Origin of the sequence: Massilia sp. YIM B02443 (genome assembly GCF_030411955.1) — a bacterium.
In the GTDB taxonomy this organism is placed as follows: Bacteria; Pseudomonadota; Gammaproteobacteria; order Burkholderiales; family Burkholderiaceae_D; genus Telluria.
This window is the reverse complement of the sequence record NZ_JASNRA010000014.1, coordinates 49,136-74,282: the sequence shown is the minus strand read 5'-3', so window position 1 is coordinate 74,282 and position 25,147 is coordinate 49,136. Positions and strand designations below refer to the sequence as shown.

At 67.6% G+C, this 25,147-nt stretch carries 20 protein-coding genes; 13 read left to right on the top strand and 7 right to left on the bottom strand.

Going from position 1 to position 25,147, the window contains the following annotated elements; genetic code table 11:
- Window positions 1-54 precede the first annotated feature (54 nt).
- Window positions 55-1,974, bottom strand: coding sequence for a molecular chaperone HtpG (gene htpG / locus QPK27_RS15445; RefSeq protein ID WP_290419147.1), 1,920 nt, complete (start codon window positions 1,972-1,974; stop codon window positions 55-57).
- 232 nt (window positions 1,975-2,206) lie between these two features.
- Between htpG and QPK27_RS15440 the strand changes: the two genes are divergently transcribed.
- The 4 genes from QPK27_RS15440 to QPK27_RS15425 all read left to right on the top strand — a co-directional run bounded on the left by QPK27_RS15440 (window position 2,207) and on the right by QPK27_RS15425 (window position 6,164).
- Entirely contained in the window at window positions 2,207-2,686 is a 480-nt protein-coding gene (locus tag QPK27_RS15440) for a VOC family protein (protein WP_290419146.1), read from the top strand.
- A gap of 130 nt (window positions 2,687-2,816) precedes the next feature.
- Window positions 2,817-3,278: a RidA family protein gene (locus QPK27_RS15435; protein ID WP_290419145.1), complete on the top strand. Its 462-nt coding sequence runs from the start codon at window positions 2,817-2,819 to the stop codon at window positions 3,276-3,278.
- A 142-nt stretch (window positions 3,279-3,420) separates the two neighbouring features.
- On the top strand, window positions 3,421-4,614 hold the full coding sequence (locus QPK27_RS15430) for a PLP-dependent aminotransferase family protein (RefSeq protein ID WP_290419144.1): 1,194 nt from the start codon (window positions 3,421-3,423) through the stop codon (window positions 4,612-4,614).
- A gap of 191 nt (window positions 4,615-4,805) precedes the next feature.
- Complete coding sequence (locus QPK27_RS15425) at window positions 4,806-6,164, top strand: diguanylate cyclase domain-containing protein (protein ID WP_290419143.1); 1,359 nt, start codon at window positions 4,806-4,808, stop codon at window positions 6,162-6,164.
- A gap of 184 nt (window positions 6,165-6,348) precedes the next feature.
- Here the strand turns inward: QPK27_RS15425 and QPK27_RS15420 are convergent, their stop codons facing one another.
- Both QPK27_RS15420 and QPK27_RS15415 read right to left on the bottom strand, forming a co-directional pair.
- Window positions 6,349-8,010, bottom strand: coding sequence for a glycerol-3-phosphate dehydrogenase/oxidase (locus QPK27_RS15420; protein ID WP_290419142.1), 1,662 nt, complete (start codon window positions 8,008-8,010; stop codon window positions 6,349-6,351).
- Window positions 8,007-9,626, bottom strand: a complete 1,620-nt coding sequence (locus QPK27_RS15415) for an FAD-binding oxidoreductase (protein WP_290419141.1) — start codon at window positions 9,624-9,626, stop codon at window positions 8,007-8,009. Before QPK27_RS15415 ends, QPK27_RS15420 begins: the two co-directional genes overlap by 4 nt.
- A gap of 88 nt (window positions 9,627-9,714) precedes the next feature.
- Between QPK27_RS15415 and QPK27_RS15410 the strand changes: the two genes are divergently transcribed.
- Window positions 9,715-10,758: an AraC family transcriptional regulator gene (locus QPK27_RS15410; protein WP_290419140.1), complete on the top strand. Its 1,044-nt coding sequence runs from the start codon at window positions 9,715-9,717 to the stop codon at window positions 10,756-10,758.
- A gap of 171 nt (window positions 10,759-10,929) precedes the next feature.
- Entirely contained in the window at window positions 10,930-12,441 is a 1,512-nt protein-coding gene (locus QPK27_RS15405; RefSeq protein ID WP_290419139.1) for a UbiA family prenyltransferase, read from the top strand.
- On the opposite strand, the gene QPK27_RS15400 is transcribed toward QPK27_RS15405, so the two are convergent.
- Window positions 12,438-13,367 (bottom strand): hypothetical protein, encoded by a 930-nt coding sequence (locus QPK27_RS15400; protein WP_290419138.1) that lies wholly within the window; start codon window positions 13,365-13,367, stop codon window positions 12,438-12,440. The two genes, QPK27_RS15405 and QPK27_RS15400, sit on opposite strands and share 4 nt — an antisense overlap.
- Window positions 13,368-13,511: 144 nt before the next feature.
- A complete protein-coding gene (locus tag QPK27_RS15395; RefSeq protein WP_290419224.1) occupies window positions 13,512-14,282 on the bottom strand; it encodes a YoaK family protein in 771 nt (256 codons plus the stop codon).
- A gap of 136 nt (window positions 14,283-14,418) precedes the next feature.
- On the opposite strand from QPK27_RS15395, the gene dapC reads away from it, so the two are divergent.
- The 7 genes from dapC to QPK27_RS15360 all read left to right on the top strand — a co-directional run bounded on the left by dapC (window position 14,419) and on the right by QPK27_RS15360 (window position 22,523).
- Window positions 14,419-15,633 (top strand): succinyldiaminopimelate transaminase, encoded by a 1,215-nt coding sequence (dapC, locus tag QPK27_RS15390; protein WP_290419137.1) that lies wholly within the window; start codon window positions 14,419-14,421, stop codon window positions 15,631-15,633.
- A 39-nt stretch (window positions 15,634-15,672) separates the two neighbouring features.
- The gene (gene dapD, locus QPK27_RS15385; RefSeq protein ID WP_290419136.1) at window positions 15,673-16,497 is read left to right on the top strand and encodes a 2,3,4,5-tetrahydropyridine-2,6-dicarboxylate N-succinyltransferase; all 825 of its coding nucleotides are present in this window, start codon (window positions 15,673-15,675) and stop codon (window positions 16,495-16,497) included.
- Between the two features lie 176 nt (window positions 16,498-16,673).
- Complete coding sequence (locus tag QPK27_RS15380; RefSeq protein ID WP_290419135.1) at window positions 16,674-17,819, top strand: PilT/PilU family type 4a pilus ATPase; 1,146 nt, start codon at window positions 16,674-16,676, stop codon at window positions 17,817-17,819.
- A 57-nt stretch (window positions 17,820-17,876) separates the two neighbouring features.
- Window positions 17,877-18,236: an ArsC family reductase gene (locus tag QPK27_RS15375; protein WP_290419134.1), complete on the top strand. Its 360-nt coding sequence runs from the start codon at window positions 17,877-17,879 to the stop codon at window positions 18,234-18,236.
- Window positions 18,233-19,369, top strand: coding sequence for a succinyl-diaminopimelate desuccinylase (gene dapE, locus QPK27_RS15370; RefSeq protein ID WP_290419133.1), 1,137 nt, complete (start codon window positions 18,233-18,235; stop codon window positions 19,367-19,369). The genes QPK27_RS15375 and dapE overlap by 4 nt, the downstream gene beginning before the upstream one ends.
- Window positions 19,370-19,403: 34 nt before the next feature.
- Window positions 19,404-20,297 (top strand): 50S ribosomal protein L3 N(5)-glutamine methyltransferase, encoded by an 894-nt coding sequence (gene prmB / locus QPK27_RS15365; protein ID WP_290419132.1) that lies wholly within the window; start codon window positions 19,404-19,406, stop codon window positions 20,295-20,297.
- A 219-nt stretch (window positions 20,298-20,516) separates the two neighbouring features.
- On the top strand, window positions 20,517-22,523 hold the full coding sequence (locus tag QPK27_RS15360; RefSeq protein WP_290419131.1) for an ATP-binding cassette domain-containing protein: 2,007 nt from the start codon (window positions 20,517-20,519) through the stop codon (window positions 22,521-22,523).
- A gap of 64 nt (window positions 22,524-22,587) precedes the next feature.
- Here QPK27_RS15360 and QPK27_RS15355 read toward each other — a convergent pair whose 3' ends face one another.
- Together QPK27_RS15355 and QPK27_RS15350 are read right to left on the bottom strand one after the other, a co-directional pair.
- A complete protein-coding gene (locus QPK27_RS15355) occupies window positions 22,588-23,043 on the bottom strand; it encodes a chemotaxis protein CheW (protein WP_290419130.1) in 456 nt (151 codons plus the stop codon).
- 133 nt (window positions 23,044-23,176) lie between these two features.
- On the bottom strand, window positions 23,177-25,108 hold the full coding sequence (locus QPK27_RS15350; protein WP_290419129.1) for a flagellar assembly protein A: 1,932 nt from the start codon (window positions 25,106-25,108) through the stop codon (window positions 23,177-23,179).
- Window positions 25,109-25,147 lie beyond the last annotated feature (39 nt).

The window sequence follows — 25,147 nt, the reverse complement described above, 5'->3', positions numbered from 1 at the left end:
GATAAAAAAGCCGGGACATCGCTGTCCCGGCTTGTTGTCATGCGGCGTCGAGGCTTACTTGGCGCCCGCCAGCAGCATCTCGTTCAGGCGCTTCACGAACGACGCCGGATCCGACAGGCTGCCGCCTTCGGCCAGCGCGGCCTGGTCGAACAGGATGTGGGCCCAGTCGGCAAAGCGCGCGCCGCTCGCGTCTTCGTACTTCAGGCGCGTCACCAGCGGGTGGTTCGGGTTGATCTCGAGGATCGGTTTCGATTCCGGCGCTTCCTGGCCGGCCGCCTTCAGCATGCGCAGCAGATTGCCCGACAATTCGTTTTCATCGGCCACCAGGCAGGCCGGCGAATCGGTCAGGCGGAAGGTCACGCGCACGTCCTTGGCCTTGTCGCCCAGCGCACCCTTCATGCTGTCGACCAGCTCCTTGTAGCCGGCTTCCACTTCCTGGTGTTCCTTCTTCTCGGCTTCGTCTTCCAGCGCGCCCAGGTCCAGGCCGCCCTTGGCGACCGACACCAGTTCCTTGCCGTCGAAGTCGGACAGGAACGACAGCATCCATTCGTCGACGCGGTCGGTCATCAGGATCACTTCGACGCCCTTCTTGCGGAAGATTTCCAGGTGCGGGCTGTTCCTGGCGGCGGCGTAGCTGTCGGCGGTGACGTAATAGATCTTGTCCTGGCCTTCCTTCATGCGGCCAACGTAGTCGGCGAACGACACGGTCTGGTCAGCCGAATCGCCCACGGTCGACGCGAAGCGCAGCAGCTTGGCGATGCGGTCCTTGTTGGCGGTGTCTTCGCCGATGCCTTCTTTCAGCACCTGGCCGAATTCCTTCCAGAAGGTCGCGTATTTATCCTTGTCCGCGCCCTCTTCGCTGTTCGCCATCTCTTCCAGCATGCCAAGCACGCGCTTGGTCGAGCCCTCGCGAATCACGCGCACGTCGCGTGACTCCTGCAGGATCTCGCGCGAGACGTTCAGCGGCAGGTCGGCCGAATCGATCACGCCCTTGATGAAGCGGAGATACGTCGGCATCAGCTGCTCGGCGTCGTCCATGATGAACACGCGCTTGACGTACAGCTTGATGCCGCCGCGCTTGTTGCGGTCCCACAGGTCGAACGGGGCGTGGCTCGGCACGTACAGCAGCTGGGTGTATTCGCTGCGGCCTTCGACCCGGTTGTGGGTGTAGGTCAGCGGGTCCTGGAAGTCGTGCGAAACATGCTTGTAGAACTCGTTGTACTGTTCTTCGGTAATGTCCGACTTGGAGCGTGCCCACAGCGCGCTGGCCTGGTTCACGGTTTCCAGCTCGTCCTTGAGGACGGTTTCCTTCTTCTCTTCGTCCCACTCTTCCTTCTGCATCACGATCGGCAGCGAGATGTGGTCCGAGTACTTGCGGATGATGGATTTCAGCTTCCACGACGACAGCAGCTCTTCCTCGCCTTCGCGCAGGTGCAGGATCACGTCGGTGCCGCGGCCGGTTTTCTCGATCTGCTCGACGCTGTAGTCGCCTTCGCCGGTCGACTCCCAGCGCACGCCTTCCGACGCTTGCGCTCCGGCGCGGCGGGTTTCGACCGTGATGCGGTCGGCCACGATGAAGCCGGAATAGAAGCCGACGCCGAACTGGCCGATCAGGGCCGCGTCCTGCTGCTGGTCGCCGGAGAGCTTGCTGAAGAATTCCTTGGTGCCCGACTTGGCGATGGTGCCCAGGTGAGCGATCACTTCGTCGCGGCTCATGCCGATGCCGTTGTCCGAGATGGTGACCGTCTTCGCATCCTTGTCGAAGGCAATCTTGATCTTCAGCTCATGGTCGTTGCCGTACAGGGCGTCGTTGTTGATCGCTTCGAAGCGCAGCTTGTCGGCCGCGTCGGAGGCGTTCGAGACCAGTTCGCGCAGGAAGATTTCCTTGTTCGAATACAAGGAGTGGATCATCAGTTGCAGCAGCTGTTTTACTTCAGCCTGGAAGCCAAGGGTTTCTTTTTCGGCGTGCGCCATCTTGTTCCTCGTGGAAATAAAGGGTTGAACAGACTCGGTGGGATATGGGGCGTTGCCAACACATTTCAAGAGCTATTTTGACAAGCGTCGACTGTCGCCACAGTATTTACGGGACCATCATCGCAGCGCCGCCAGGGTACGCACCGCTTTTTATGCACGGCGCATGTCGATTGCGGCCGCTCCCGTTCGTCGTAGCGCAGCAGCATCCCTTCCACCAACCAGGAGATCCACGATGAACCAGTCAGCCAGCCGAATTCCCGAAGGATTCCACAGCATTACCCCGCACCTGGTGTGCGACAACGCGGCCGAGGCGCTGGCGTTCTACGGGCGCGCCTTCGGCGCCCAGGAAGTCGGGCGCATGGACGGCCCCGGCGGCAAGATCATGCACGCCGAGCTGCGCATCGGCGACTCGATGCTCATGCTGGCCGACGCCTTTCCCGAGTACGGCAGCCGCAGCCCGCGCGCGCTGCAGGGCACGCCGGTGACGATCCACCTGTACGTGGAAGACGCCGACGCCGTGTGGCAGCGGGCGGTCGATGCCGGCGCCACCGTCGAGATGCCGCTGGAAGATGCATTCTGGGGCGACCGCTACGGCCAGGTGATCGATCCGTTCGGCCACAGGTGGTCGATCGCCACCCACCAGCGCGACATGACGCCGCAGCAGATCGAGGAGGCGATGCGCAGCGCGATGCCGGGCGGCTGCACGGGCTAGCCGGCGCTCGTGGCAGACGTGGGCGCCATGTGCACAGCGGCGCACAGCGGCAAACGATGGGCAGCGGCGAGGCGGGCGACGTACAATGGCGCCTTCATTCACGCACTTCATCCACGCAACTAGGAATCCCATGTCCGTCTACGACAAACTCAAAGAACTGAACATCACCCTGCAGGCGCCGGCAACCCCGGCCGCCGCCTACGTCATGTACGTACAGACCGGCAACCTCGTGTTCATCTCGGGCCACATCGCCAAGAAGGCGGACGGCAATCCGGACGTCGGCATCCTCGGCCGCGACAAGACCACCGCCGAAGGCCAGGCCGCCGCGCGCTCGGTCGCAATCGACCTGATCGGTACCCTGCAGGAAGCCGTGGGCGGCGACCTGAACCGCGTCAAGCGCATCGTCAAGGTGATGAGCCTGGTCGCCTCGACCCCGGACTACAACGAACAGCACCTGGTCACCAACGGCTGCTCGGAACTGATCGGCGAAGTGTTCGGCGACGCCGGCAAGCATGCGCGCTCGGCCTTCGGCGTCGCCTCGCTGCCGCGCGGCACCTGCGTCGAGATCGAAATGGTCGTGGAAGTGGCATAAAACCGGCATTAATTTGCCAGCAATTCCATTAATGTCGTGCCTGTGGGTGGCGCCGACCCGGCGCCGTTCGCCGATAAAAAACCGCTTACCCGCGTGTTTTATAATGGCCCGGCACGACCGTGCCCCTTCCTGTGAGACAAGTATGAAAATCGAAAATCCCAATCCCATCCAGTGGCAGTTCTCGGAACGCGCCGCGCAGCTGCAAAGCTCGTTCATCCGCGAGATCCTGAAGATCACCCAGCGTCCCGAGATCATCTCGTTCGCGGGCGGCCTGCCGTCGCCGGCCACCTTCCCGGTCGAGCGCATGAAGGCCGCTTACGAAAAAGTGCTGAGCGAAACCGGCAAGGTCGCGCTGCAATACGGCCCGACCGACGGCTACGCCCCGCTGCGTGAATGGATTGCGAATTCCCTGTCCACGGAAGGCTCGACCATCCTGCCGGAACAGATCCTCATGACGTCCGGTTCGCAGCAGGCGCTGGACCTGCTGGGCAAGGTCCTGATCGACGAAGGCAGCCGCGTGCTGGTCGAAACCCCGAGCTACCTGGGCGCGCTGCAGGCGTTCTCGGTGTACCGTCCGGAATTCAAGTCGGTCGACACCGACGAACACGGCCTGGTGCCGTCGTCGCTGGAAGGCGTGGCCCAGGGCGCGCGCCTGCTGTACTCGCTGCCGAACTTCCAGAACCCGACCGGCCGCACCCTGTCGCTCGAGCGCCGCCGCGAACTGGTGGAAACCTGCGCCCGCCTCGGCGTGCCGCTGATCGAGGACGATCCGTACGGCGCGCTGTCGTACAAGGGCGAGCCGATGCCGAAGATGGTGGCCATGAACCCGGACGGCGTGATCTACATGGGCTCGTTCTCCAAGGTGCTGACCCCGGGCATCCGCCTGGGTTACGTGTGCGCCCCGCTGCCGCTGGTGCGCCGCCTCGAGCTGGCCAAGCAGGCGGCCGACCTGCACACCGCCCAGATCACCCAGATGGTGGTGCACGAAGTGGTCAAGGACGGCTTCCTGGACCAGCACATCCCGACCATCCGCAAGCTGTACAGCGAGCAGTGCCAGGTGATGCTGGACGCGATCAAGGAACACTTCCCGGCCGGCGTCAGCTGGACCCAGCCCGAAGGCGGCATGTTCATCTGGGTCACCCTGCCGCCGCAGGTCGACGCCATGAAGCTGCTCGAGCAGTCGCTGGCCGCGCGCGTGGCCTTTGTGCCGGGCGCGCCGTTCTACGCCAACGATCCGGCCACCAACACCCTGCGCCTGTCGTTCGTGACGGTGCCGCCGGAACGCATCCGCGAAGGCATCGCGGTGCTGGGCAAGCTGATCGCGGGCATGCTGTAATCCTGATTCGATCTTAGTAACACCCTTTGCGGCGCGGCGAACCTCACGGTTCTTCCGCGCCGCAATCGTTTCGTGCAGTTGCGATAGTGCAACAATTGCATCAGGTAGTGGATTTTCGGCAATAACATTTGTCACGGGCGCTCCTAATGGCGTTATGATTTCCTGTCACTGATGAGGTTTGCCCGCAACCGATGATGCACCCAGCCCTGGCGCTTGCCGCGCCCTCGCGCCAATCCGCGATCCTGATCGTCGACGATGCTCCCGACAGCCTCGGGCTGTTGCAGGACATCATGCGCGAGCAGGGTTACCAGACCTTCGTCGCCACCTCGGGCAAGCGCGCGCTCGACATCGCCACCCGGGTCCAGCCCGACCTGATCCTGCTCGACGTGATCCTGCCCGACCTCGACGGCCTGGAGATCTGCCGGCGCCTCAAGCGCCAGCCCGACACCGCCCATATCCCGGTGATTTTCGTCAGCAGCTGCGGCGAGACCGACGACATCGTGGCCGGCTTCGACACCGGCGCCGCCGACTACATAGCCAAGCCGGTGCGTCTGGCCGAAGTGTGCGTGCGGGTGCGCGCCCAGCTGCGCCAGCGCAGCAGCGCCGAAAGCCAGAAGCAGCAGGCCGAGCGCCTGCAGTCGATCGTAGACGGCATGGACGAGGGCCTGATGCTGGTCGGCGGCGACGGCCGCGTGGCCTATGCCAACCCGGCCTGCGAACGCTTCCTCGACGGCCCCGCCACCGGGCTCGCCGGCCGGCCGCTGGCCGAGCTGCTGGCGGCGCCCGCGAGCCAGGACTACGCCGCCTATTTCGCCAATCCCGACGACCTGGACGCGGCCAAGCGCTGCCGCGGCACGCGCGAAGTGCTGCTGCCGCAGGGCGACGGCAGCGTGCACGCGATGGACCTGAGCCTGTCGCCGATGGCCGGCGGCGAGGCGCTGTTCGTGGCCCTGCTGCACGACATCACCCACCACAAGCAGTCCGAAACGGCGCTGCAGCGCGCCGCGCTGGTCGACCCGCTCACGCGCATCGCCAACCGGCGCCACTTCGACGCCTTCATGGACAAGGAATGGGCGCGCGCGATCAGGAGCGGCCAGCCGCTGTCGCTGATCGTGTGCGACGTCGACCACTTCAAGGGCTACAACGACAGCCTGGGCCACGCCGCCGGCGACGCCTGTTTGCAGGCGATCGCCGAAGCGCTGCAGTCGCACGCGATGCGCCCGACCGACCTGGCGGCGCGCTACGGCGGCGAGGAATTCGTGATCCTGCTGGCCGACACCGCCGAAGACGCCGCCGCGCGCCTGGGCGAAGCGGCGCGCGCGCACGTCGAGCGGCTGGCGATTCCGAACCCGCGCGCGGCAACCAGCGGCGTGGTCACGGTCAGCGTCGGAGTGGCCAGCATCGTGCCGACGCTGTTCGACGACGTGCGCTCGTTCTTCGTGGCGGCCGACCGGGCCATGTACGAGGCCAAGGCGCGCGGCAGGAACCGGGTGGTGACGGTGCAGGCGGGAACGCCGTGGGATGGGGGGCGTGGGGTGCAGCCGCACTGATTCCCCCTGCTCTAGAAGACCACGATTGCATCACGTAGTCCCGTTTCCTCTAAACCGTCACCCCCGCGAAGGCGGGGGCCCAAGTTCGTTGCGCCGCTACTCGAGCACGCGCTCATGGCGACGCGGGCAAACTTGGGTCCCCGCCTTCGCGGGGATGACGTGCTAAAGACAGCGGACTGACGCGTTACTGCCGTAGCCGAGCACCTACTGCCGCACCCGCCCCCTGGCTCGCCACCGGCACCCCATACTGCGGCCGCCACGCCTTCAGATACGCCGCCACCTCGCGCTCCCAGTGCTCGTCGCTCCACCCCAGCTCCGGCTGGCAGATGGCGCGGATGCGCGGCAGCACCTCCACCCCGCCCCCGGCCAGCTGCAGCCCGAGCCGCGTGCGGCGCAGCATCAGGTCGTCCAGCCGGTGCACCTGCTCGGCGCGCGCGGCCCAGCGCAGTTCGGCCCACAGGGTCTGGGTGCCGGGGATCACGTCCAGTTCGCCCGCCTGGGCCGCCTTGAGCAGCGGCTTGACGTGGGCGCCGTGGCGTCCGGCCAGGCGCCGCAGCACGCCCGCCGGCAGGTCGTGGCGCGCCGGCACCGCCACCCGCGCGAACACCGGCGCGCGGTCCGAGCGCAGCTGCCAGCCGGGCAGTTGCGGCGCCAGGTGGCGCAGCACGTCGAGCGCGATCGAGCGGAAGGTGGTCAGCTTGCCGCCGGCGACCGAGATCATGCCGGGCTCGGACCACAGCAGGTGCTCGCGCCGCTCGGACGACGGCGCCGCGCCGCCCTCGGCCACCGGGCGCACGCTGGCGAAGGTCGCCACCACGTCCGATTCGAGCAGCCCCTGTTGCGGGAACTGCGCCCGCAGCGCCGCCATCAGGTAATCGAATTCGGCGCGCGTGATGCGCCCTTCGCGCGCCAGCGCCTCGTCGTGGTCGACGTCGGTGGTGCCGACCAGGGTCACGCCCTCCCACGGGAACACGAACACCGGCCGGCCATCGAGCGGATGCAGCATGCTCAGGGCCTGGGTCAGCGCCAGGCGCCGGCCCGGCAGCACCAGGTGGGTGCCGCGCAGCGGGCGCAGGCGCGCGCTGCGCGCCGGGCCGTCGCGATCGAGCAGGTCGGACCAGGCGCCGGTGGCGTTGACCACCACCCGCGCCCGCACGGCGTGCTCGGCGCCGCTGCGTTCGTCGCGCAGCATGGCGCCGTGCACCTTGCCGCCGTCGCGCACCAGCGCCTGCACCGTGACGTAGTTGAGCGCCGTGGCGCCGTGCTGGCGCGCTTCGTCCAGCACGCGCAGCACCAGGCGCGCGTCGTCGGTCTTGGCGTCGGTGTAGCGGATGCCGCCCGGGATGCGGGCGCCGGCGCCGGCCCCGCCGCCGCTCTCGCTGGCCCCGCCGAGGGCCGCCATGCGCGAGGCGCCGGGACGCTCGGCGCCGCGGTCCCACCGGTGTTCGCGGCGGCCGGTCAACAGGTCGACCATGCGCAGCATCGTCATGTAGGCCGGGCGCGCGACCTCGCCGTCTCCTTCGCCGTCGCCTGGCGAAACGGGATCGCCGGCCAGCGCCGCGATGGCAAAGCCCTGCGGCTCGACCAGGCCCGGCGCGGCGCGCAGCAGCGCCTCGCGCTCGCGCACCGCGTCGCGCGCCAGGCGCAGGCCGCCTTCGGTGAGGTAGCGCAGGCCGCCGTGCACCAGCTTCGAGGAGCGGCTCGACGTGCCCCAGGCAAAGTCGCGCTGCTCGACCAATAATGCCTTCAGGCCGCGCCGCGCCGCTTCCAGCAGGATGCCGGCGCCGGTGATGCCGCCGCCGATGATGAGGATATCCCAGTCACGGCCGGGTGGAAAAGTCGTCATGATGCCAACAGCTTACCCGGATTCATGCGCAAGTCGGGGTCGAAGTGCCGCAACAGTGCGCCCATCGCCCCCACCCCCAGCTCGCCCTTCTCTGCCGCCAGCCACGGCGCCGCGTCGGCGCCGACCCCGTGCTGGTGGCTGATGGTGCCGCCGCTGGCGACCACCGCGCCCGCCACCCGCTCCTTGAGCTGGCGCCAGCGCAGCAGGTCGAGCTCGTAGTCGCCGGTGAGGCGGTAGACCAGCGTGGTGTGCACGCCGGCGCCCTGCGGATACGGGTGCGCCAGGTGGGTGCAGGCCAGCACGCGCTCGCCGAACGGCGCGAGCGCGGCGGCGGCGGCGCGTTCGATCGCGTCCACCGCGCGCGTCACGTGCGGCCAGTCGAGCGCCGTCTCGACCGTGTCCATGGCATAGCCGAGTTCCCAGGCGGCATTACGCAGGTACATGCCGCGGAAGCGGTTGCGGCGCCAGTGCTCGCCCAGCGCGGCGCCGGCGTGTACCCCGCGGTGGCGCTGGGCGCTGGCGCGCGCCGCCTGCAGCGACTGCGCCACCTGCGCCTTGCAGCCGCTGGCGCCGACCAGCAGCATGCACCGTCCCGGGCCGCAGCCGCGCCACACCAGGTAACGTTCGAGCAGCCCGGCGCCGTGCGCATGCCCGGCCAGCGCCAGCGTGGTCGCGGTTTCAGGCGGGTTCGACAGCCGCAGCAGCGACAATCCCAGGCGCGCCTGCGCCAGCACCCGCACCGCCTGCAGCGCGTGCTGCCAGTCGGGAAAGAAGATGGCGTGGAAGGCTTCGTGCTCGGGCAGGCGGCTGATGCGCATGCTGGCGTGGGTGACGATGCCGAGCCGCCCTTCCGAGCCGAGCACCATCTCGCGCAGGTCGGGGCCGGCGCTGGAAGCCGGGAACGAGGGAATGTCGAGGGTGCCGGCCGGGGTCTCGACCCGGCCGCCGGCAAACAGGCCCTCGATGCGGCCGTAGCGCAGCGACTGCTGGCCCACCGAGCGGGTGGCGATCCAGCCGCCCAGGGTCGAGTATTCGAACGAGTCCGGATAATGGCCGAGCGTGTAGCCATGCGCGCGCAGCTGGGTTTCGAGGTCGGGCCCGGTGATGCCGGCGCCGAAGCAGGCCAGCAGCGCCTCGCGGTCGAGCGAGACCAGGGCCCGCATGCGGCACATGTCGATCGCCAAGACCGGGCGCAGGGCGAAGCGGGCGCCGTCCGGCACGCCCAGGTGGCCGGCCACGCTGGTGCCGCCGCCCCAGGGAATCACCATCGCGTCCTGGCGCGCGGCAAAGGCCAGCAGTTCGCGCACCTGGCTCGACGACTCGGGAAAGGCCACGCCGTCCGGCACGTTGCCGAGCTGGCCGTGGCGCAGGCGCAGCCAGTCGGGCAGGCTCTGGCCCAGCGCGTGGCGCGCGCGCACCGTGGGGCTGGTGTCGACCAGCGGGTGCGGCGCCAGGCGCCCGGGCGGCACCTGGGTGCAGGCCCGGTCGAAGGTGGCGTCCTGCGGCGCCGTGCCGGGGCCAGGGCCAGGGCCGACACGTGCTTCCAGCAAGGCGCGCGCACTGGCCGCCAGTTCCACCTCGACCGAGTCGTCCCCCCAACCGTTCCAGCGTCGCATCCGTCCCTGTCCGTCTCTTTTGCCGTTATACTAGAAGTTGCCCTTTATGCCAGATTAAGCAGCCTCTTCCCGTCCGTATTGCGCTTTCATGCCACCTCCTTGCTCCAACACGCCAGATCCTCTTCTCGATAGCCGCCGCGTCACCGGCGCCTACCTGCAGCCGCTGCTCGACACGGCGCGCGAACAGGGCGTGTCCGCCAGCCGCCTGTGCGTGGCGGCCGGCCTGGCGCCCGACGCCCTCTCCACCCTGCCCGACAGCGTTCCGGCGCAGCGCTACATCGCCCTGCTCGGCGCCGGCGCGCGCCTGGCCCGGGATCCGCACTTCGGCCTGCACGTGGGCGAGAAGGTGCGGCCGTCGACCTACAGCGCCTACGGCATGGTGCTGCTGGCCTGCAGCAGCTTCGGCCACGCGATGCAGCTGACCCAGCGCTACGAATCGCTCGCGCACGACCTCGGCAAAAGCGAACTGGCCCTGGAGGGCGAGCGGGCGCGCTACGAGTGGGTTTCGCACTATCCGGACGCCAACCGCCACCTGGTGGAGAGCGTGTTCGCCGGCATCCGCGTGTTCGGCAGCTGGATGGCCGGGCAGCCGCTGCAGGCGCACCTGATGCGCTTCATGCATGCGGACGCCGGCGTCGACCCGGCCGAGTACCGGCGCGTGCTGGGCGTGCTGCCCGAATTCGGCGCCGCCGCCAACTGCGCCGTGGTCGACGCCGCTCTGCTGGCGATGCCGGTGCCGAACGCCGACACCAGCCTGTTCCCTGTATTGCAGGAATACGCCGAGCGCCAGCTGGAGCAGCGCGCCCGCGACAACGACGGCATCGCGGCCCGGCTGCGCGCCGCCCTGCTGCGGCGCCTGCCGCACGGCGACACCCGGCTGGCCCCGGTGGCAACCGAGCTGGGCCTGTCGGCGCGCACCCTGCAGCGCAAGCTGGCCGAAGCCGGGTCGAGCTTCCAGGCCGAGTTCGACGCCGTGCGCTTCAGCCTGGCGCGCGACTACCTGCGCCAGCGCGAACTGGGCCTGGTCGAGATCGCCTTCAAGCTGGGATTCCAGGAGCAGAGCGCGTTCACGCACGCGTTTCGCGAGTGGAGCGGGATGAATCCGGGGGCGTGGCGCGAGCGCGCCGCCTAGCGCATCGAAGCGGATGCGCCGGCGCCGTTCCGGACCCTGCGGTGGAAAAGCACGTACTTTGGATCCACCCTGCTCTGCTAGACTGCCGACCCCGCCAGCGCCACCCACCCGCCGCACGCCGGGCCGAACCGGATCGAGCGGGGCCAGACAAACCAACCAGCAGGACCGCAATTGAAGAATGCCGCCCCCGACCTGAGGCCAGACACCGTCGCCGCCGCCGACGCCGCCGCCGTGCAACGCGCGCTGGTCGTCGACCTGGACGATGCGCTGATCCGCTCCAGCCTGCTATGGGAAGCGCTGGCGCTGTTCCTGCGCACCCGCTTCCTGCAGCTGTGGCGCCTGCCGGCCTGGCTGCTGGCCGGCGGCGGCGCGTTCCGGCGCAAGCTGCTGCATTGCGCGATGCCGCCGGCCGCCGCCCTGCCCTACGACCGCCCCTTGCTCGCCTTTTTGGCGGAGCAACGCGCCCAGGGGCGCACCCTGGTCCTGATGAGCGGCGCACGGCGCGGCGTCGCCGACGGCGTGGCGGCGCACCTGGGCCTGTTCGGACAGGTCCATGCGCACGAGGGTGGCGCCCGCGGCGCGCAGGCGCGCGCGCGCCTGCTGGTCGAGCTGTACGGAGAGCGCGGGTTCGATTATGTCGGCGCCGGCAAGGCCGATCGCGCCGTCTGGCGCCACTGCGGCAGTGCGCTGTCGGTGTCGCCGCGACCGCTGGCGATCGGCGACGGCCGCGTCACCGCGCCGGTGGGCGGCGCGCGTCCGCGCCAGGGCATGGCCCTGCTCAAGGCGATGCGGCCGCGCCAATGGCTGAAGAACCTGCTGGTATTCGTGCCGATGCTGGCCGGGAACGAGCTCACGCTGGCGGCGGCGTGGCAGTCGGCGCTGGCCTTCGTGGCGTTTTCGCTGTGCGCCTCGAGCGCCTACCTGCTCAACGACACGCTCGACGCGGGCGACGACCGCGCGCACCGCAGCAAGCGCCACCGCCCGATCGCCGCCGGCACCCTGCCGATCGCCGTCGCGCTGGGCGCGGCGCCGCTACTGGTGGCCGCCGCTTTGCTGTCGAGCCTGTTGGCCGGCCCCCTGCTGGCGCTGGCGGTGTTCACCTACTTCGTGTCGACCACGTGTTATTCGCTGGTGCTCAAGCGCATCCTGATGGTGGACATCGTGGCGCTGGCGATCCTGTACAGCATGCGCATCCTGGCCGGTTGCGCCGCCACCGCGATCGAACCGTCGTTCTGGCTGCTGGCCTTCTCGTTCTTCTTCTTTCTCAGCCTGGCCCTGCTCAAGCGCCACAGCGAGCTGCACAACCTGGAATTGCTGGGCAAGGAAAAGTCCGCCGGGCGCGGCTACACCACCGCCGACAAGCAGCCAATCGGCATCATGGGCATCAACAGCGCCTTCTTGTCGGTGCTGATCTTCATCCTGTATTTCGAATCGCAGAATGCGCTGATCCGCTACCAGTCGCCGGCCTGGCTGGCCGGCATCGTGCCGCTGCTGGTGTTCTGGCTCGGACGCCTGTGGACGCTGTCCTGGCGCGGCCTGGTCAACGAAGACCCGGTGCTGTACGTCAGCCGCGACCGGGTCAGCCTGGCGGTATGCGCGCTGTGCCTGGCGCTGGCCGTGGCGGCCTCGGTTGCGCCGTGGCCCGGCAGCAGCGTCGAACCGGCGCTGTTCGGCCTGGGCTAGTCCGGCACGCCGTTTGACGGCCGCGCCGGCGCCAGCCCGGCGCAGACCGCGAACGGCACCAGGAACGGATACAGGCCCCAGACCAGGCGGCCATCGACCCGCACGCTGAGCGCCGCGTACATCTGCGGCAGGGCCATCAGGACCAGCAAGCCGACCAGCGGACGCAGCGTCGCGGGCGCCTTGCGCCAGCCGAGCAGCGCCAGCGGAATCACGATGATGGACGAGCCGATCAGCGACAGATGCGAGCGCACGTCATGTAGCGCGCGTTCGATATTGCCCCAGTTCGGCACCCAGGTATAGCTGAGCAGTCCGGGGATCAGCCACCAGCGCACCAGCAGGATCCAGCCGCCGGCGGCGGCCAGCAGGGCCAGTCCGGGCAGCAAGGCGACGCGCCGTGTCGCCAGCAGCCAGAACAGCAGCAGGATGTTTTCTTCGCGCACCGCGGTGCCGATCAGGCCGGCCAGCGCGGCCACCCACGGCTGTCCGGTCAGCACCGCCAGCACGAACACCGAGCGCGCGCACACCGATCCGGGATCGACCAGCAGGTAGGGCGCGTACCAGACCGCAGGCAGCGAGACGATCATCAAGAGTCCGGCCGCGATGGCGCGCCGCTGGCCCAGGCCGGCGCGCAGCACGGCCGCCGACATGCAGCAGGCGCCGGCCACGACCAGCAGCCAGTTCAGCATGGCGAAGTTGTTGCGCAGGTCGCCGGGAATGGCCGACGCCAGCGCCGGCACCAGGATCCGGTAAGGAAACGGCGGCACCAGTTCGGACTTCGGAATGTCGCCGCGCAGGTAGCGCGCGGTGTCGAAATAGTATTGCGAGTCCTGGACCGTTCCGCCCCAGCGCCACCACATCAGCGCCAGGGCCAGCAGGGCGAACGCCGGCACCAGGATGGTCCAGTTGAGACGGGCGCGGACGGTCAAACGGGAATCTGGTAACGCAGTGTGTGTCATGGCGGCAACGGTGTGAACAATATCGGATGATAACCTTGCCCGATAAGCAATGTCCACGGCGTATGCACACTGCATTGCCGGCGCCACCGGCACGACCCCGGCCCTGGCGCCGCGTCAGCCCTGCCGGCGCGCCCGGCTCCAGCGCGCCAGCACGGCGCAGGCATCGTCGACGATGGGCACGATCCCCAGCACGCACAGCAGCGCCGCCAGCGGCACCGTCGACAGGTAGCCCAGGTGCTTGAAGCCGAACGCGCCCAGCACGCCGCCGATGCAGAACGCCCCCAGCAGCGCCGCCATCAGCCCCAGGCGCGCGTGGTTGGCCGCCACCTTCGGCTGGCGCGCGCCATCGGCGTTCCAGTAGGCCATCTTGCCCAGCTCGATGCCGATGTCGGTCACGATGCCGGTCATGTGGGTGGTACGGATCTCGGCCTGCGAGACCTTGGTGATCACCGCGTTCTGCAAGCCCATCATGAAGCACAGCAGCATCACGGTGAGCGGAATGAAGAAGGCGTCGATCGCCGCCAGGCGCGCGCCCAGGATGCCGAACACCAGCAGCAGCACGGCCTCGAGCAACAGCGGCAGCGCGTAGCCGCTGTGCAGGCCGCGGCGGCGGATGTAGTTGACCAGGATCGCGGTGCAGGCCGCGCCCAGCACGAAGCTGAGCAGCGCCGCCAGCGCCGCCAGCACCAGTTCGGACTCGCCCAGCACCAGGTGGTCGGCGGCGCTGGAGACGATGCCGGTCATGTGCGAGGTGTATTCGCGCACCGCCAGGAAGCCGCCGGCGTTGATGGCGCCGGCCACGAAGGCCAGCGCCACGCCCAGGTGGCGGTTGGCGCCGGGCGTACGTTGATGCGCTGTCAGGCTGCGTGCATAGCTGATCGGCACGGTTGCTCTCTCCAGTGGCGTCGCGGGTTGGATTGTCATTTCCATACTACTCCACTTCACCGCCGACGCCGCCTGCGCATGGCCCGGGCATGGCGCTATAATGAAAAATTATCGAAAAGCGCACACCCTTTCAGCCGTGAATCCCCATCTCGACAAGCTCCAACCCTATCCGTTCGAAAAACTGCGCCAGCTTTTCGCGGGCGTGACGCCGAACGCCGCCTATTCCCCGATCAGCCTGGGCATCGGCGAGCCGAAGCATCCGACTCCGGCCTTCATCGAGAAAGCGCTGACCCACGCGATTGCGGGCCTGGCCAACTATCCGAGCACGATCGGCGCCGAGCCGCTGCGCGCGGCGATTGCCGGCTGGCTGGAGCGCCGCTACGGCCTGCCGCCGCTGGACCCGGCCACCATGGTATTGCCGGTGAACGGTTCGCGCGAGGCGCTGTTCGCCATCGCCCAGTGCATGGTGGACGGCTCGAAGACGGATGCGCTGGTGATGTGCCCGAACCCGTTCTACCAGATCTACGAAGGCGCGGCCTACCTGGCCGGCGCCACGCCATTTTTCGTGAACAGCGACCCGGCGCGCAACTTCGCGCCCGACTTCGGCAACGTGCCGGGGTCGGTGTGGCCGCATGTGCAGTTGCTGTACGTGTGCTCGCCCGGCAACCCGACCGGCGCCACCCTGAGCCTGGACGACTGGCGCGAGCTGTTCGAACTGTCCGACCGCTTCGGCTTCTTGATTGCGGCCGACGAATGCTATTCCGAGATCTATACCGGCTCCACCCCGCCGCTGGGCGCGCTGGAAGCGGCGCACCAGCTCGGCCGTAGCGAAGGCGAGCAGCCGTACCGCAACCTGATCGTGTTCTCCAGCCTGTCCAAGCGCTCCAACGTGCCGGGCATGCGCTCGGGCTTCGTGGCGGGCGACCCGGTCGCGATGAAGAAATTCCTGCTGTACCGCACCTACTGCGGCGGCGCCATGTCGCCGCCGGTGCAGACGGCGTCGATCGCGGCCTGGAACGACGAGCAGCACGTGCAGGACAACCGCGCGCTGTACAAGGAAAAGTTCAGCCTGATCACGCCACTGTTGAAAGGGGTGATGGACGTCGAACTGCCCGACGCCGGCTTCTACCTCTGGGCCGACGTGCGCCGCACCGGGCTGTCGGACACCGACTTCGCACGCCGCCTGTACGCCGACTATAATGTGACGGTCCTTCCGGGCAGCTACCTGGCGCGCGACGCGCACGGGCAGAACCCGGGCCAGGGCCGCATCCGCATGGCCCTCGTGGCTGGCGTCGACGAAGGACTGGAAGCGGCAAACCGCATCGTCCAGTTCTGCCAGGGTCTCAAGTAAAGACCCACCGTTTTTTATATTTCTACTAAAGACAGCATCATGACCCAACAACTCCAGAACATCATCGACACCGCCTGGGAACAGCGCGCCGAGATCAGCCCGAACAGCGCCAGTGCCGAAGTGCGCGACGCCGTCGCCCACGTCCTCGCCGGCCTCGACAACGGCAGCCTGCGCGTGGCGCAAAAAGATACCGGCGAATGGGTCGTGAACCAGTGGATCAAGAAAGCCGTGCTGCTGTCGTTCCGCCTCGAGAACAACGTGCCGGTCGCTTCCGGCGACATCCAGTTCTACGACAAGGTCCCGACCAAGTTCGCAGACTATACCCCGGAAGACTTCGCCAAGGGCGGTTTCCGCGTGGTGCCGCCGGCGGTCGCCCGTCGCGGTTCGTTCATCGGCAAGAACGTGGTCTTGATGCCGTCCTACGTCAACATCGGCGCCTACGTCGATGAAGGCACCATGGTCGACACCTGGGCCACCGTCGGCTCGTGCGCCCAGATCGGCAAGAACGTCCACCTGTCGGGCGGCGTCGGCATCGGCGGCGTGCTGGAACCGATGCAGGCCAATCCGACCATCATCGAAGACAACTGCTTCATCGGCGCCCGCTCGGAAATCGTCGAAGGCGTGATCGTGGAAGAGAACTCGGTGATCTCGATGGGCGTGTACATCGGCCAGTCGACCAAGATCTACAACCGCGAAACCGGCGAAGTGACCTACGGCCGCGTGCCGTCGGGCTCGGTCGTGGTGTCGGGTTCGCTGCCGTCCGCCGATGGCAAGTACAGCCTGTACTGCGCGGTGATCGTCAAGCGCGTCGATGCGCAGACGCGCTCGAAGACCGGCATCAACGAACTGCTGCGCGGCGTGTAATTGCGCGGCTGCTCGGACGTGGGGTGAACGCGTCGGCGGCAGAGCCGCCAACCCTATGCCTGAGCGGATACCGGTTGAACGCGTGGACGGGAAACCCGTCCACCCTACGTAGGGTTGGCGGCTTCGCCGCCGACGCGTTCAACCGGCTCCTGAACTCCCCCTACGGAGACGATACGATGGCCATGGACCGCCTGTTCCAGCTGATGAAAGAGAAGAACGCCTCCGACATGTTCTTCGCCGTGAATTCGCCGGTGCACATCAAGATCAACGGCAACCTCATCCCCATCAACCAGAATCGTCTCGAACCCGAGAACATCCTCTCGCTCCTGTCCGAAGTCGCCACGCCCGAACAGCTGGCCGAACTCGAACGGGACAATGAACTGAACATGGGCGTCTCGGTCCCGAATCTGGGGCGCTTCCGCCTGTCGGCCTTCCGCCAGCGCGGCTCGATTTCCGCCGTGTTCCGCTTCGTGCCCGGCAACATCCCACCGCTGGGCGAACTCGGCCTGCCGCCGGTGCTGTCCGAGCTGATCATGGAAAAGCGCGGCCTGCTGCTGGTGGTCGGCGCCACCGGCTCCGGCAAGTCGACCACCATCGCCTCAATGCTGGACCACCGCAACGAACTGCGCACCGGCCACATCCTGACGCTGGAAGACCCGATCGAGTACCTGTTCAAGAACAAGAAGTCGATCGTCAACCAGCGCGAGATCGGCGCCGACGCCAGCAGCCTGCAGGTCGCGTTGCGCAATTCGCTGCGCCAGGCGCCGGACTGCATCCTGATCGGCGAGATCCGCGACCGCGAAACGATGGCGGCGGCGCTGGCCTACGCCCAGTCCGGCCACCTGGTGCTGGCCACCCTGCACGCCAACAACAGCTACAACGCGCTGAACCGCATCATCAGCTTCTACCCGCTGGAAAACCGCGCCGCCCTGCTGCAGGACCTGGCCTCGAGCGTGAAGGCGATCGTGTCGCAGCGCCTGGTGAAAGCCGCGGCGGGCGGCGCGCGCCAGCCGGCGGTCGAGGTCATGCTCAACACCCGCTACATCGCCGACCTGATCGAAAAAGGCGAGATCAGCCAGATCCGCGACGCGATGGACAAGAGTCTTTCGCCCGGCTCGCAATCGTTCGAGGCCGCGCTGTTCGGGCTGGTGCAGGACGGCCTGGTGACACAGGACGAAGCGCTGGCCAATGCCGACTCGGCCACCAACCTGCTCTGGCTGCTCAACAATGGGCCGGACAGCCAGGGCCAGTCCAAGGTCAGCGAAACCAAGCCGGCCGAGCCGCAAGGCGCGTCGTTCACCGAATTTACTCTCAACAACTGAATCTACAACTGACTCCGGCTGCGTCGTCACGGCGTGCGCAGCGGACATGATTTGCCCATGACTATCACCCTGTACGGAATCCCCAACTGCGACACCGTCAAGAAAGCCCGCACCTGGCTGGCGGACAACGGCCACGACTTCACCTTCCACGACTTCAAGAAGCAGGGCCTGAGCCGCGAGCTGGTCGAAGGCTGGCTTGCGGACCTCGACTGGGAAACCCTGGTCAACCGCAAGGGCATGACCTGGCGTAACCTGCCGGACGAGCGCCAGGCATCCATCACCGACAACGACAGCGCCATCGCGCTGATGCTGGAAAACCCGTCGGTCATCAAGCGCCCGGTGCTGGTTGGCCAGGGTCCGACGTCGGTCGGCTTCTCGGCCGACCAGTACGCCATCAAGTTCGGAGCCGCACAGTGAAGCCGTCGCGCACCCTGCTGCTCACCGAAGAGCTGATCGCGCTCGACTCGATCACCCCCAACGACAAGGGCTGCCAGCAGCGCCTGATCGAACTGCTGGCGCCGCTGGGCTTCCAGTGCGAGACCATCGAATCGAACGGCGTGACCAACCTGTGGGCGCGCAAGGGAACCGAGTCGCCGGTCTTCGTCTTTGCCGGCCACACCGACGTGGTCCCTACCGGCCCGGTGCACCAATGGGAGTCCGCGCCCTTCACCCCGACCCAGCGCGACGGCAAGCTGTACGGCCGCGGCGCCTCCGACATGAAGACCTCGATCGCGGCGATGGTGATCGCCTGCGAAGAGTTCATCGGCGCCAATCCCGACCATCAGGGTTCGATCGCCTTTTTGATCACCAGCGACGAGGAAGGCCCGGCGGTCGACGGCACCGTGGTCGTGTGCGACCTGCTGGAAGAACGCGGCGAAACGCTCGACTACTGCGTGGTCGGCGAGCCGACCTCCAGCCACGTGCTGGGCGACATGATCAAGAACGGCCGCCGCGGTTCGCTCTCGGGCCACCTGGTGGTCAAGGGCATTCAGGGCCACATCGCCTACCCGCACCTGGCGCGCAACCCGATCCACCAGGCCGCGCCGGCGCTGGCCGAACTGACAGCGGAGGTCTGGGACGAAGGCAACGAATACTATGCGCCGACCAGCTTCCAGATCTCCAACATGGCATCCGGCACCGGCGCCACCAATGTGATTCCCGGCCACCTGGCGCTCGACTTCAACTTCCGCTTCTCGACCGCCAGCACGGCCGAGGGCCTGGAAGCGCGCGTGCACGCCATCCTCGACCGCCACGGCCTGGACTACGACCTGCAGTGGACCCTGTCCGGCCAGCCCTTCCTGACCGAGAAGGGCACGCTGTCGGATGCGCTGTGCGCGGCGATCGGCGAAGAGCTGGGCGTGCAGACCGAACTGTCGACCACCGGCGGGACCTCGGACGGCCGCTTCATCGCCCGCATCTGCCCCCAGGTGATAGAATTCGGGCCACCGAACGCCAGCATCCACAAGATCGATGAGCACATCGAGCTGCGCTATATCGATCCCCTGAAGAACATCTATCGCCGCACGCTGGAAAGCCTGCTGGCCGCCTGAGTAGCTGAGCCACACCAAACACGAGAACAAGGCCATGACCAACACCACTTTCAGTACGCCACGCGACCTGCTGCGCTACGCCGTCACCCGCTTCAACGGGGCCAAGCTGTTCTTCGGCCACGGCAGCGCCGAAGCCTTCGACGAAGCCGCCTACCTGATCCTGCACACCCTGAAGCTGCCGCTGGACCGCCTCGAACCCTTCCTCGACGCCAGGCTGCTGCCCGACGAAGTGCTGCAAGTGCTGAGCGTGATCGAGCGCCGCGTCACCGAGCGCGTTCCTGCCGCCTACATCACCAGGGAAGCCTGGCTGGGCGAATACCGCTTCTACGTCGACGAACGCGTGCTGGTGCCGCGCTCCTTCATCGCCGAGCTGATTCCGCAGCAGTTCAGCCCATGGCTGACGGATCCGGACGGCGTCGAGAACGTGCTCGAACTGTGCACCGGCAGCGGCTGCCTGGCGATCATGATGGCCGACACCTTCCCCAACGCCGTGGTCGATGCGGTGGACATCTCGAAGGACGCGCTGGCCGTGGCCGAGACCAACATCCGCGAATACAAGCTCGAAGGCCGGGTGAACCCGATCGAGTCGGACCTGTACGAGAACGTGCCGTTCAAGAAGTACGACCTGATCGTCACCAATCCGCCGTACGTGAATTCGGAATCGATGCGCACCCTGCCGCAGGAATACCTGGTCGAGCCGCAGATCGCGCTGGCCGGCGGCGAAGACGGCATGGACCTGGTGCGCAAGATCATCGCCGGCGCCGCCGAGCGCCTGACCCCGGACGGCATCCTGGTGGTCGAGATCGGCAACGAGCGCGAATACGCCGAAGCCGCCTTCGGCCACCTGGGCCTGACCTGGCTGACCACCAGCATCGGCGACGATGCAGTATTCCTGCTGACGGCGGAGCAGTTGCAGACGGCGCAGTAAGCGTCCGCGCACCAGCAGCCCAGTCATATCAGTCCGCTCCAAGAGCGTCATCCCCGCGCAGGCGGGGATCCAAGTTCGTTGCACAGCCACTTCGATTCACGCTGGCGGCACATCGAGCAAACTTGGATCCCCGCCTGCGCGGGGATGACGTGCATATGGCGGCAGTGAAAATATCGCACCCGAGCAGCACGTAATAACCCGAACTTAAGACGACCCACCATGATCCGTTTCCAGAACGTCAGCCTGATGCGCGGCACCAAGCCGCTGCTCGAGAACGCCGACCTCACCCTCAACCCGGGCGACAAGATCGGCCTGATCGGCGCCAACGGCGCCGGCAAATCGAGCCTGTTCGGCATGCTGCGGGGCGAGCTGCACCCGGACCAGGGCCTGATCGACTTCCCCGCCAAGTGGCGCATGGCCTACGTGGCGCAAGAGACGCCGGCGCTCGACCGTCCGGCGCTGGAATACGCGATCGACGGCGACGTCAACCTGCGCCGCCTGCAGGCCGAACTCGACGAACTGGAGTCGCAGGATGAACCCGACGGCATGCGCCTGGGCGAACTGCACGGCGCGCTGGCGGACGCCGACGCCTACACCGTGCAGTCGCGCGGCGAACAGCTGCTGCTCGGTCTGGGCTTTTCGCTGGCCCAGATGCAGCAGCCGGTGGCGAGTTTTTCGGGCGGCTGGCGCATGCGCCTGAACCTGGCGCAGGCGCTGATGTGTCCTTCCGACCTGCTGCTGCTCGATGAACCGACCAACCACCTGGACCTGGACGCCATCATCTGGCTCGAGGATTGGCTCAAGCGCTACGCCGGCACATTGATCATCATCTCGCACGACCGCGACTTCCTCGACGAGATCGTGAACGTGATCGTGCACATCGACGACCGCAAGCTGAAACGCTACAGCGGCAACTACTCCGGCTTCGAGCGCCAGCGCGCGGCGCAGATGGTGCTGGCCGCATCGGCCATCGAAAAGCAGCAGCGCCAGCGCGCCCACCTGGAGTCGTTCATCAACCGCTTCAAGGCGCAGGCCACCAAGGCGCGCCAGGCGCAGAGCCGGATTAAGGCGCTGTCGCGGATGGAAGAACTGGCGCCGCTGCGCGCCGCCGCCGAATTCTCGTTCGAGTTCCGCGAGCCGCTGGCCGCGCCCAATCCGCTGCTGGTGCTGGACGGCGTCGACGCCGGCTACGTGCTGCGCGACGAGCATGGCGACCCGGTCGGCAGCAAGACCATCGTCAATCACATCGACTTCTCGCTGCAGATCGGCCAGCGCATTGGCCTCCTGGGCGTGAACGGCGCCGGTAAATCCACGCTGATCAAGACCGTGGCCGGCGAACTGGCGCCGCTCACCGGCACCTCGACGCTGGGCAAGGGCCTGTCGATCGGCTATTTTGCCCAGCACCAGGTCGAGATGCTGCGCCACGACGAGTCGCCGCTGTGGCACATGGTCAAGATCGCGCCCACCACGCGCGAGCAGGAACTGCGCAACTTCCTGGGCAGCTTCAACTTCCCGGGCGACATGGTGACCAGCCCGATCAAGCCGTTCTCGGGCGGCGAGAAGGCGCGCCTGGCGCTGGCCCTGATCGTGTGGCAGCGGCCGAATCTGCTGCTGCTGGACGAACCGACCAACCACCTGGACCTGGAAACGCGCGAAGCGCTGACCATGGCGCTGGCCCAGTTCGAGGGCACGCTGGTGGTGGTCTCGCACGATCGCCACCTGCTGCGCGCCACCACCGACCAGTTCATCATCGTCGCCGACGGCAAGCTGCAGCCCTTCGACGGCGACCTGGACGACTACAAGGACTGGCTGTTCAAGACCAAGCTGGGCAAGGGCACCGACGTGCTGCCGGCGCCGGGCAAGGCCGCATCGACGCCTGCGCCTGCCGCCGCGCCGAAAGCCGCCGCCGCACCGGTGACGGCGCAGGTGTCACCGGCCGACCGCAAGGAACAGAAGCGCCTCGGCGCCGAAGAACGCCAGCGCCTGGCCGCCCTGCGCAAACCGCTCGAGACCCGCGTCAAGCGCCTGGAAGAACAGATGGCCAAGCTCAATGCGAAAAAGGCGGAGATCGACGCGGTGCTGCTCGATCCGGCGATCTACGAGGCCGAGAACAAGGAGCGCCTGAAGACGCTGGTGGCGGACCAGGCGTTCGCGGTGCGTGATCTGGAAACGCTGGAGATGGAGTGGCTGGAATTGCAGGAGCAGCTGGAAGGGTTGGCGGCCTGAGCTCCGCGCGCGTTTCAGCCACATCGAACGCGATTGACGGACGGCACTCTTCACCGGGCGCCGTTCAAGCCACCCTGAGCGGCCTCCTCGGCGACAGCGACATCAGGCTGTCGATATCGATCAGCACCACGCTGCGCCCTTCCACCCGCGCCACCCCGACCAGGTAATCGGCATCCGGTCCGCCCGCCAGCGGCTGCACCGCCTCGGGCCTGACGTGCACGATCCCGGTCACGCCCTCCACCACCATCCCCATCAGCCCGCTCTTGAGGCGCAGGATGATCACGTCAGACTCCGGACTGGCGCGTCCCGCGCGCTGGATGCTGGCGGCGCGCATGTCGACGATCGGCAGGATCACGCCGTGCGACAGCGCCACGCCGCCGATGATTTCGCCATCGGCGGCGAAGCGCTCGAGCGACTTGAGCAGCTTGAGCTCCTCTACCCTGGCGCAATCCAGGCCGTATTCCTGGCCATCGAGCATGAAGCTCAGGTATTCGTGCGGCGCGCTGGTCGGGGTGTGCATGGCGGATCCTTTATGTCGAGCAATCCCCATCGTATGCCCGGCCCCCAGGCACAATGTTGACAACAGTCAACTGAAAACCCGCCCACGCCCGGCTCCTGCGGGTCAATGACAGGGCAGGCACCGCCGGCCGGGTTCAGTGCACGAACACGTCCGCGATCGCCGGCACTGCGTGCGCCGGATCGGTGTTCCACGACCACGCGCCGTCCGAACCGGCATGCAGCAGCTCGGCCCCGGTGGCCTCGCGCAGGCGCGCCTTGATCTCGCGCGGCGGCAGGTCCCAGACCTTGCCGGCGTCCGGCTCGTAGCCCAGCGCCCTCACCTGCACCTCGCCCGCCAGCGCGCCGATCGCCACGCCGGCCGCGCCCAGGCGTTCGCCGCGCTGCATCTGCAAGCGTTCCAGCAGCGCCTGGCCGGCCTGCCGCTCGCTCTCGGCCGCCTTGGCCAGCTGCGACAGCCGCGCCATCTCCTTCAGCGCCGGCGCCACCGCCGCCGTCAGGCGCCGGAACTGCGGCTCCTGCTCGGGCGTGAGCACCAGCTCGCCCTTGCGCAGGCGCGGCGCCAGCGTCAGGTACTTGCGCAGGTCGGCCTGGGCGCCCAGCTGCTCGATCGCCGCCCGGTGCCGTGCCAGCAGCTCGCCGAACTGTTCGATGCGCGCGCCCACCTGGGCCAGGGCGTCATCGATGCGCGCGCAGTCCGGGCGCAGCACGTAGACCAGCATTTCGCCCTGACGCCGCGGCGCCGCGTGCCCGATCGCCACGCGCCGTCCGGCGATGGCGCCGCCTTCGGCAAACGCCACCTCGACCTCGTCGCCCATGATCTCGCAGTTGATCGCGCGTTCGACCTTGACCCGTGTACCCGAGATCACGCAGTTCTCTGCGCGCTGCATGATCACCTCGCCCCGCGCGGTCTGGATCGTGGCGCCGGAGGCCACGCCCAGCACGCGGATGTCGCCGCTGGCGTTGCGCGCGCTGCCGCCCACCAGGTTGCGGTCCAGCCGAATCGTGCCGCCGCGCGAGACCAGGTGGCCGAACACGTCGGCATGCACGGTAATGCTGTCGCCTTCGATGATGCGCTGCTCCTGCACCTCGCCGAATTCCTCGTAGTCGCCGCTCAGATGCAGGTTGCCGGTGGTTTTGGCGCTGACGCCGTCGTGGCTGACGATCTTGTCGCCGATCGAGATGCGGTGCGACTTCGGGTCCACGTTCAAAAAGCCATCCTGGCGCGCCACCAGGAATTCGCCGTCGTCCAGCTGCACCACCTCGGTGCCGTCGGCCGCGTACATGGCCAGATCGAGGTCGCGCGGCGGCTCGGGCGCGACCGGGATGCCGGACAAGTCAAAGCCCGGCACGCCGCTGGTCGGCGGCACCTTGCGCAGCAGGCGCTTGCCCTTGGCGATCTGCGGAAAGCGGTTCTGGAAGCTCATCAAATCGAGCTTGCCGTTGGCGAGCTGGCGCGGCGCGTCGCTGCGGTGCAGGTCGCCCGTGACTTCCTCGACGCGGGCATCCATGCCGTTGTCCGGCTCGAGCCGGCGCGCGACGACGATGCGCCCGGCGGCGCCTGAGACGATGGCGTTGCGGATCGCGTCCAGGTCGACGCCGAAGCGCACGCCCTTGCCCCACAGGTCGGCCACGAATTCGTCGACGTCGAGCGTGGCGGCGCGCTCGGCGCCGTCGGCGTCGGTCTCGAACACCGGCTCGAAATAGTATTCGGCCTGGCCGTCGGTAATCTTGACTGCGCGGTACAGGGCGCGCCGCTCCTGTGCGAACGGCAGGATGTCGGCTGCGAAGCGCACCACGGCGCGCCCCGCCGCGTCGCGCGGCAGCTCGGGACCGTGGCCGTACAGCGCCTTGATCAGGACCGGGTAATCGAGCTTGGCGAAATAATGATTCGAGCGCAGCACGCCATCCACCGCCGCTACCAGCGTGGTACCCAGCACTTCGGGATCGGCGTACACGCCATCGGCGCGGCGGTCGAGGCAATGCTCCGGTCCGCTCGAAACGAAACGCGCGACACTATCGGTGGTCGCGAAGGAGATAGCGGATGAGGCGACAGCGGGATCGTTCACGTTCACGCTCCAGTCAACAGAATTGGCGAATAACATGCC